8 protein-coding genes are annotated in these 7,934 nt (G+C 59.3%); all 8 read right to left on the bottom strand.

What is annotated here, in order from left to right:
• Positions 1-109: 109 nt before the first annotated feature.
• A complete protein-coding gene (locus IEX13_RS14115; protein ID WP_188665849.1) occupies positions 110-346 on the bottom strand; it encodes a hypothetical protein in 237 nt (78 codons plus the stop codon).
• 1,490 nt (positions 347-1,836) lie between these two features.
• Positions 1,837-2,172 carry an EF-Tu C-terminal domain-related protein gene (locus IEX13_RS14440; protein ID WP_425489113.1) on the bottom strand — a complete coding sequence of 112 codons (336 nt, stop codon included), beginning with the start codon at positions 2,170-2,172 and terminating at the stop codon, positions 1,837-1,839.
• 70 nt (positions 2,173-2,242) lie between these two features.
• Entirely contained in the window at positions 2,243-2,638 is a 396-nt protein-coding gene (locus IEX13_RS14110; RefSeq protein WP_188665846.1) for a hypothetical protein, read from the bottom strand.
• A gap of 61 nt (positions 2,639-2,699) precedes the next feature.
• Complete coding sequence (locus IEX13_RS14105) at positions 2,700-3,110, bottom strand: ankyrin repeat domain-containing protein (RefSeq protein WP_188665843.1); 411 nt, start codon at positions 3,108-3,110, stop codon at positions 2,700-2,702.
• Positions 3,111-5,971: 2,861 nt separating this feature from the next.
• The gene (locus IEX13_RS14435; RefSeq protein ID WP_188665851.1) at positions 5,972-6,352 is read right to left on the bottom strand and encodes a GNAT family N-acetyltransferase; all 381 of its coding nucleotides are present in this window, start codon (positions 6,350-6,352) and stop codon (positions 5,972-5,974) included.
• A 93-nt stretch (positions 6,353-6,445) separates the two neighbouring features.
• Positions 6,446-6,787, bottom strand: coding sequence for an energy transducer TonB (locus IEX13_RS14430; RefSeq protein WP_188665840.1), 342 nt, complete (start codon positions 6,785-6,787; stop codon positions 6,446-6,448).
• Positions 6,788-6,864: 77 nt separating this feature from the next.
• Complete coding sequence (locus tag IEX13_RS14090; protein WP_188665837.1) at positions 6,865-7,200, bottom strand: low molecular weight protein tyrosine phosphatase family protein; 336 nt, start codon at positions 7,198-7,200, stop codon at positions 6,865-6,867.
• Positions 7,201-7,514: 314 nt separating this feature from the next.
• A complete protein-coding gene (locus tag IEX13_RS14085) occupies positions 7,515-7,820 on the bottom strand; it encodes a hypothetical protein (protein WP_188665834.1) in 306 nt (101 codons plus the stop codon).
• Positions 7,821-7,934 lie beyond the last annotated feature (114 nt).

Genomic DNA, 7,934 nt, shown 5'->3' with positions numbered 1-7,934 from the left:
GCGTATGCGGCACCGGGAAGCAACAAGCCTAAGCAGATTGCGAAGCGCAGTTTCATGTGCCTAACACCTTGAGTTAAGCCGCGCCGAAGGCGTCGGCTTGAATGATTGGTTAGGCCACGAATGGCCCAAGTTCTTTCCGTGCGGTGGGAACGACGTGCTCTAGAACAGCCAGAGGAATTGGATTGGGGCCTGGATAAAGAGCATACGTCTGGTCGCTGTCGCTCCGGAATATCTCCAGGATGAACTCCTCGCCGGTTTCGGCAACGCGATAGACCTCAACGCCAACTCCGTCGCGACTGATGTCCGAAGCGATCTGCATCCTGTACTCGACGCCTTCAATCTTCACGGCCTAACACCTTGAGTTAAGCCGCGCCGAAGGCGTCGGCTTGAATGATTGGTTAGGCGCTACCACCACAGTCGCGCCTTGCCGATGAGGAAGACTACAACGGCTGCTGATAAAACGAGCGCAAGTGTGCCGGCGAGCGGCTTGCGGTGCCAATGAAGTAGTCCAGCAGCGGCCAGAGGAAAGGCGACAGCAGTCGCAAACATTGCGAGTATTGGCTCGACCATTCCGCACGATGCCTGATTGAACCAGCAGAGCCTAGCGTTTGCAGCTAGGACGCCGGCCACCGCCAGAAGCGCGGCCGCCGCAAGAAGCTCAATTACAGACAGTGTCCGAAGCATCTGCGTGTGCCTAACACCTTGAGTTAAGCCGCGCCGAAGGCGTCGGCTTGAATGACTAGTTAGGCCGCCCGGTACCGCGAGCAACCATGACAAAGCTGAGCGCCGCGACAAGAAAAGCGGCGCTCGATGGCATGAACCTATATTCCAGTAGGAAGTAGAAAGCATCTGAGCTTAGATTGAGGTGCCGATGGTACTGGGTATAGCCAAAAAGCAGGTTATTGACAGCCAGCGATACAACGGCGAACGCGGCGGAAATCAGCATGAGCTTTGCCCAAGGAGAAGCGATACGCGATGCAAGCGTTGCGCTTCCGACCAGAGTGAGCAGAAGCGACGACCAAAAAATTACTTGCGATAGAGTCCACATGCTGCCGCCGCGCCTAACGCCTTAGTTAAGCCGCGCCGAAGGCGTCGGCTTGAATGAATAGTTAGGCCTACCGTATCAGACGGAAAGTGCCGTCGCGAAGAGCCCCGCCCCTAGCCAAGTGCACACGATACCGAAGCCCGCCATCACCTTGACCTCTGGCGATCGGACCATAAGAAGCGCGCCCCCTAGCCCGGCCAGAACGAGACTGAGAAGAGCATAGAGCAGCCAGGCAGAGCCCCCCCAGACGAGAAGCAGCGGAGGGCCCACAAGCACACTCGAAACAAATGAGACGCCGGGAATGGCGGAAGGTGCAACCACGCAGAAAAGCGAAAGTGTTGCGTAGATCGCCACGAACAGCAGAGTCAGTGACTTGCGTGGTGCCATAGAGGCCTAACACCTTGAGTTAAGCCGCGCCGAAGGCGTCGGCTTGAATGATTGGTTAGGCCTCTAGCTGCGGAGCGCCAGCCATGCCCCGTAGAAGCCGACGAGCACCGCAGATGCTGCCCCAATCCGAGACCATTTGGAACCGCGACCGAAAAGCTCAGCTGCACCCTCAAGGTATGCCTCCAGAAGCAGCCACAACGGTAAGGCCGCTAATCCGACCCAACTGAACTCATCGCTGGGATCAATCCAAGCCATCAGCGCTCCCGCTGCGACACCGAAGAGGCCGGCCACGAGCGGTGCGGCAACTGCAGCGAGGAACTTAGTGCGGTCTTGCAGCAAATCGCACCCCTGAGGCCTAACACCTTGAGTTAAGCCGCGCCGAAGGCGTCGGCTTGAATGATTGGTTAGGCGCTAACTCGGAGCGCCGGATTAACCACTTTTACGATCACGCCGCGAGCAACCAGCTGCCCGCCCTCGTGGACCGTGAACTTGAAGCCTGGAAAAAAGCGCCCTGTCTGATACTCGGGTGCCAGTAGCCAAAGTTCTGCTCTTGCAGCTTGGCCAGGTGCGACTGACTCGACGCCAACGTACCCATGCTGCGCATCATTGAGCATGCCATCTACCCCGAAATCATGGCTTGGCCGATACCCGGAACGCACTGGATCTGATCTTCCACCATGCTCGGTACTCAAGAAGGTGATGTCGGCTTCGATATCTGGCGGATGCGGAGGTATGACCATAGCGCCCAACACCTGAGTTAAGCCGCGTCGCGCAGCGACGTCGGCTTGAATGACTAGTTAGGCCTCTTGCTCAAGGCCCATCGAGTTGCACTCCGTAACCAAATGCCGCAAAGCCCGCATGAAGGATTGCCGTCGCAGCCACGACGGCTGCAAACCCAACTAGAAGAGAGCGTAGCGCTGGCCAGTTCCGCGCCAGCATGCCATAGCCCAACGAGACTGCAAGCCAGTAGAAAGCACAGGCAACTGGCGCAATCGCAGGACTGAATAGCGGCTCAAAACCGCCGGCGACGGGGGCAACCACGTAGCGAAACGAGAACAGGTACTGCGGCCAAAAGAACAGGAAGTTTCCCAACAGTCGAGGGATAAACGCAGACGCGAAGTATGCCAGGAACATCAATGGGAACGACAGTGCGAGCCAGGCCGGAACCGCAATGAAGGAGGCAATCGTGCGACTGGTGCTACTCATGAGGTCTAACGCCTTGAGTTAAGCCGCGCCGAAGGCGTCGGCTTGAATGAATAGTTAGGCCTCATCGGCCGCCATGTTTCACGAGCAGATCAAGGATCTCCTTGGGCCCGTCTCGTCGCGCGATATCTGTCGGGGTGATGCCAACCCCTTCCACCAAATTCGGGTCCGCCCCTCGATCAAGCAGAAGTTCAACCATCTTCAGGTCCTTCGTAGACACAGCGACGCGTAGGGGCGAGCTGAACTCGAAGCTGTAGCCGCACTCCTGAGTCGCGCTGTAGCCCAGGCCATTGACGTCGGCCCCTTGGCCCAAGAGCAGCTCTACCCCATAGAAATCGCCACCAGAAGCGGCCCGATTTAGAAAGTGATACTCGTACAAAGGTCGGCAGGGAGACTCCACGAAAATCGGCTGGCGTGGTGCGCTCGCACTAGATATCGACGCCAGTGCCAGGGCTGCGAGCAGGGGTGCTTTCATGAGGCCTAACACCTTGAATTAAGCCGCGCCGAAGGCGTCGGCTTGAATGATTGGTTAGGCCGGACGTTAAGCCATGGACGAATGCTCTGCAAGATGGGTTTGGCCATAAGGCTAACCAGCCTGCAAGTATCAGGGCGCGGCTGAAGGGTGCATCAGCGTTACCTGCCTGAGTCGGTCCGTATCAACGTCGTACTCTAGGTGAATGCAGTGGAACGTAGAGTCAAATCTATCGAAGGGACCGAAATCGCCGAGAATCGGGACGGTAGAGCCCTCCTGAGATCGTGAAGGCGGGCCTAGAAGTGTCCGGGCCTCATGACGCGACATAGTCCAAGAGATGCCAAGTGGCAACTCCGCATGCGGGAATAGGAAGACGGAGCGGATACGCCCGTCCAGCCCCGTGCTCAGTTGCCAGGTCCCATCGGGGGCCTCGGCGCTCATTCCGTAGTTCTCAGCGTCCCCCGGTAGGATCGGACTCAACGCGGCATTGCCGAGATACTTCGCAACTTCGTCGAAGTGTTTGCCAATCGCATCTAGCCAGTTCATGTGGGCCTAACACCTTGAGTTAAGCCGCGCCGAAGGCGTCGGCTTGAATGACTAGTTAGGCTCCGCCCTGGAAGCGTGCTGAATAGTCGATAGTAGAGCACGCATTTCGTCGATCTCCGCAACGAGAGCTCGGTTGATTTTGGCCTGCTCAGAGGCTTGAGCCGCGACGACGGCGAACGGAACGCAAGCGAAGAGGAATATGGCTGAACCCGGGATGCGAAATGCAGCAATCCACGATGCGACTAGAAAGAGGCAAGCCCAAAACAGCCAGAACCAGTACCCAGCGCTCCTCCGGAGCGATTTGGAACGGACGTTAGCGATTGTGCTCACAGCGGCTCCTGGATCAATCGAAGATGCGGCAAGTATGAAGGCCTAACACCTTGAGTTAAGCCGCGCCGAAGGCGTCGGCTTGAATGAATGGTTAGGCCGCGACATCGATTAGCCCAAGCCCGGATAGCACGGCCAAGCCGCCAAGGAGCATGGCAAGTGCCGCGTAGAAGAAAGCCATGCCTCGACCCTTGGGGCTAGACCAATGTTCACAGACCCAGATGAGGCCACGCAAGAAGAATGTCTTGTGGCTGAAGTAGTAGCTAGCCAGGAACATTGCGCCCCAAGCCATGAGGTACAGGCCAAGAAAAGTGCTGCTCGGGCCGGGACCAATCGGACCTGCCTCAAGCCCTGAGGCGAGTGTGGCCACTAGCAGTACGACTAGAACTGCTATCAAGCCGATGCCGAGTGCCACGCCGGGTTCATTTTGTACTTGGCTCGGCTGCAACGAAGCCTCCTGAGCGGCCTAACACCTTGAGTTAAGCCGCGCCGAAGGCGTCGGCTTGAATGATGGGTTAGGTGCCAACGGCGGGCAGTGGGCAGCTAAGTGTTGAGCTTAGCCTATGCTCTCCCGGATAGTCCTTAGGAAGAGCTTCGCCTGACAGGAATCGCACGACGGGACCAAGTGCTTCCGGCGAGCTTCGCGCTCCGGCGGTGAAGCCGTCTGTAACGTCGATTACAGACTGATCCCCAGGAACGAGGCTCAACGTTTGCGAGTTCACCTTGGAGACCGCAAGGTAGTAGCGCCCCACCGTTAGCTTGATACTGCAACAGGCACCGGCGACGAACTCGATGTTCCGCGCAGCTGGTTCGCCGCCTTTGAGACTACGAACTAATGTGATTCTTCCCCTGAGACTCGAGGGCCAAGCTTCATCGTTCGTGAGCTCCAGCGAGCTCAAGCGGAAAACGAAAACATGTTCCGCACTGTCCAAGCTCTCCGTGAAGGTGCGGACCACGGGATCTGAGCAAGCTTGCGCGAGCGTCGGGGTTGCTAGCAGGCCAATCGCGAGCAGAGCGGGAATTTTCATCTTGGCACCTAACACCTTGAGTTAAGCTGCGCCGGCCGCGACAGTCGGTTTACCCGGATAGACGGTCCGGCGTCAGCTTGAATGATTGGTTAGGCCCCGCCCACGCGGAACGGATGCCTGGGGTTGTCTCGAATGAACGCCTCAACATCTGCCAGCCGCGAGGGTAGCGGAGGACAGTCGTGGCTACGATAGCTGGAGAATCGAAAGCCCGCCTCATGCAAGGCCTGAACTTTGGCCCATTGCTCTCGGTCCCGCATCGCCGGGGCCTTGAATGACCGTCCCATCCAATGAATCGGGCCGCCGCAGTTCGGGCAAGTGGCTTGCTCCGGACGGTTGGCAATTTTGAAGCTCTTTCGGCAAGCGAAGCAGGCATGAGCGACCAAATACTGGCCGCCACCTACGGGCAGCTTCGTCGACGAAGGCTGGCGGTTGCCTGCGTCTCTCCGAAGTGCCATGCGCCTGGATTTCTCGTCAGCCGTCATAGGGGCCTAACACCTTGAGTTAAGCCGCGCCGGCCGCGGCAACCACATGAGCCTGATATACACCCCGGCGTCGGCTTGAACGCCTAGTTAGGCCATGGAAGTTACGGCGGAGACGGCCAAGCTGCAAGCTTTGGCGCACCGTCACTGAGTGCCGACGCCAGGCCGGGCCAAGGCGCGCCCCTCGAGGCCACGCGCACGACACATGCTGCTACGGAGCCGCTTGCCCGGGCCGGCGCCGCGAACCACTGCGGAAGAACTGGTGGTGGCCGCCCGGATGATGGGTTTACGAGCGCGGCCGATCCGGCCGCCTCAGCCGCTCACTCGCCAGGAACTGAAAGCGCCGGCGGCGAGGACGACCCCACCGAACTCTCCGAAGCCCAGAAACGACAACGGCCCGCGAACGAGCCGAAGCAACCCTAGAACGTTACAGGCCTAACACCTTGAGTTAAGCCGCGCCGAAGGCGTCGGCTTGAATGAACAGTTAGGGTCCGCCCAGCTCAAGCCGGACATCCCCTCCGGGAACTGTGCCACAGAGCTCCCAGCCGCGGGAGAGGTAGAAACGCTGCGCACGAGTGCCGTGACCGGTGGTCAGCCAGATGCGCTTGTGACCCTGCGCCCAAAGCCAGGCCACCACGACAGAGTGAAGCGCTGTCCCGTATCCTTGCCCCTCGTGGTCAGGATGGACAAACAAGGCCCAAATGTTGCCGCTCTTGTACCCGCTGGCAAAGGCGACAATCTCACCGTCAGCCTCGACTACCCAACTCCGGCCCAGCTCTTCCAGTGCAGCGAGGTAGTCAGAGTCGGTGATCCGGCAAGGGTCGGACAGCGCGTTCTCTCGCACGGACAGTCGAACCCGCCGCATAGCCGCGATATCGGTTGGATGCGCTTGCCGTAATGTCACGTGCGGGCCCTAACACCTTGAGTTAAGCCGCGCCGAAGGCGTCGGCTTGAATGATTAGTTAGGCGGCGTACCGCCATCGACCGTTAGTAGCAGCGTCAAATCCTTGGTGAAGCCATCGGAGGAAGCCCCGAAACGCCATGAGGTTACCGCCAAGATGGCTGACCTGTCCCAGGCGCGATGGCCTGACGAAGAAACGATCTTAGCCTCACCGACGGTGCCGTCAGGGCGAACGCCAAGCCGAACGACAACTTTCCCATCGGTGAGCCCAAGGGCGCGAGGGGCGATAGGCGCTGGACAATGGATCAAGCGCGGGTCGATTCCTTCGCAGCCGGCCTCACTTGCCTCCGCAGGTGGCGATGAGGCGAGGGCAATGAGGAGTAGCGGGATCAGCACCATGAGCCGCCTAACACCTTGAGTTAAGCCGCGCCGAAGGCGTCGGCTTGAATGAACAGTTAGGCCGCAGCCTAGGGCAGCTACTTGCGGGGCGGCAAGTGCCTGGGAACCTTTGCCAGCAGCAGCTCGACCAGGGCGGGGGCCATGTACTCATAGTCATCCGGAATGCCGAGGCTCACCACGCGCTTGCCGCGAAGGTGTGAGCCGAATCGGGCGACCAATTTGGCCCGATGGGACGGCTCCATGACGAGGATGGTGTCTGCCCAGTCCAGGAGCTCAGGCGTCACCGGCGAATCCGCATCGCGGTTGATCCCAGCTGATGAAGTCTCGACCCCCTCCCAATCGGAAAAGACGTGCTCCGCGGTGGGGCTGCGCAGCCGGTTCTTGGCGCACACGAATAGGACACGATGAGTCATTGTCTCAGCTGAGGCNTCGCGCTGTAGCCCAGGCCATTGACGTCGGCCCCTTGGCCCAAGAGCAGCTCTACCCCATAGAAATCGCCACCAGAAGCGGCCCGATTTAGAAAGTGATACTCGTACAAAGGTCGGCAGGGAGACTCCACGAAAATCGGCTGGCGTGGTGCGCTCGCACTAGATATCGACGCCAGTGCCAGGGCTGCGAGCAGGGGTGCTTTCATGAGGCCTAACACTTTGAGTTAAGCCGCGCCGAAGGCGTCGGCTTGAATGATTGGTTAGGCCTCCGCGCGTGCCGCCCGGGGCCTAGTGCATTACTAGCGCCGCTCAGAAAAATGCCGCACCACGGCTGCGCGCCTGTTTCCGTTTATTTCCCAGAGCAAGTACAGCCAAAGAGTGAAGCCAGTAGTCAGGCCGCCGGCGATAGCTGCGTAGCCGGAGGGCCATATGGGGCTCGTGAAGTAGCCGACCACCAGCCCAAGAAGGCAACTGACGCCGAGACCGAGTAGAAAACGGATCCCATGCCGCGAATCAAAGCGTAGTGTGGCGGCCAACGCGATCTCACCCTGCTCGCGCCGGCTCAGGCCGCGAAACTCTGGGTATTGGCGTGTGCTGAAGTACATGGCCTAACGCCTTGAGTTAAGCCGCGCCGAAGGCGTCGGCTTGAATGAATGGTTAGGCCGCGACATCGATTAGCCCAAGCCCGGATAGCACGGCCAAGCCGCCAAGGAGCATGG

Source organism: Arenimonas soli, from assembly GCF_014643775.1.
Taxonomy (GTDB): Bacteria; Pseudomonadota; Gammaproteobacteria; order Xanthomonadales; family Xanthomonadaceae; genus Arenimonas; species Arenimonas soli.
The sequence above is the reverse complement of the archived record's forward strand: the minus strand, read 5'-3'. Positions and strand labels throughout refer to the sequence as shown.

What these genes read in the sequence shown, in the direction of transcription:
- IEX13_RS14440 (WP_425489113.1), bottom strand. Translation starts at nt 2,172, where the DNA reads ATGGTCATACCTCCGCATCCGCCAGATATCGAAGCCGACATCACCTTC.
- IEX13_RS14110 (WP_188665846.1), bottom strand. Translation starts at nt 2,638, where the DNA reads ATGAGTAGCACCAGTCGCACGATTGCCTCCTTCATTGCGGTTCCGGCC.
- IEX13_RS14105 (WP_188665843.1), bottom strand. Translation starts at nt 3,110, where the DNA reads ATGAAAGCACCCCTGCTCGCAGCCCTGGCACTGGCGTCGATATCTAGT.
- IEX13_RS14435 (WP_188665851.1), bottom strand. Translation starts at nt 6,352, where the DNA reads ATGCGGCGGGTTCGACTGTCCGTGCGAGAGAACGCGCTGTCCGACCCT.
- IEX13_RS14430 (WP_188665840.1), bottom strand. Translation starts at nt 6,787, where the DNA reads ATGGTGCTGATCCCGCTACTCCTCATTGCCCTCGCCTCATCGCCACCT.
- IEX13_RS14090 (WP_188665837.1), bottom strand. Translation starts at nt 7,200, where the DNA reads ATGACTCATCGTGTCCTATTCGTGTGCGCCAAGAACCGGCTGCGCAGC.
- IEX13_RS14085 (WP_188665834.1), bottom strand. Translation starts at nt 7,820, where the DNA reads ATGTACTTCAGCACACGCCAATACCCAGAGTTTCGCGGCCTGAGCCGG.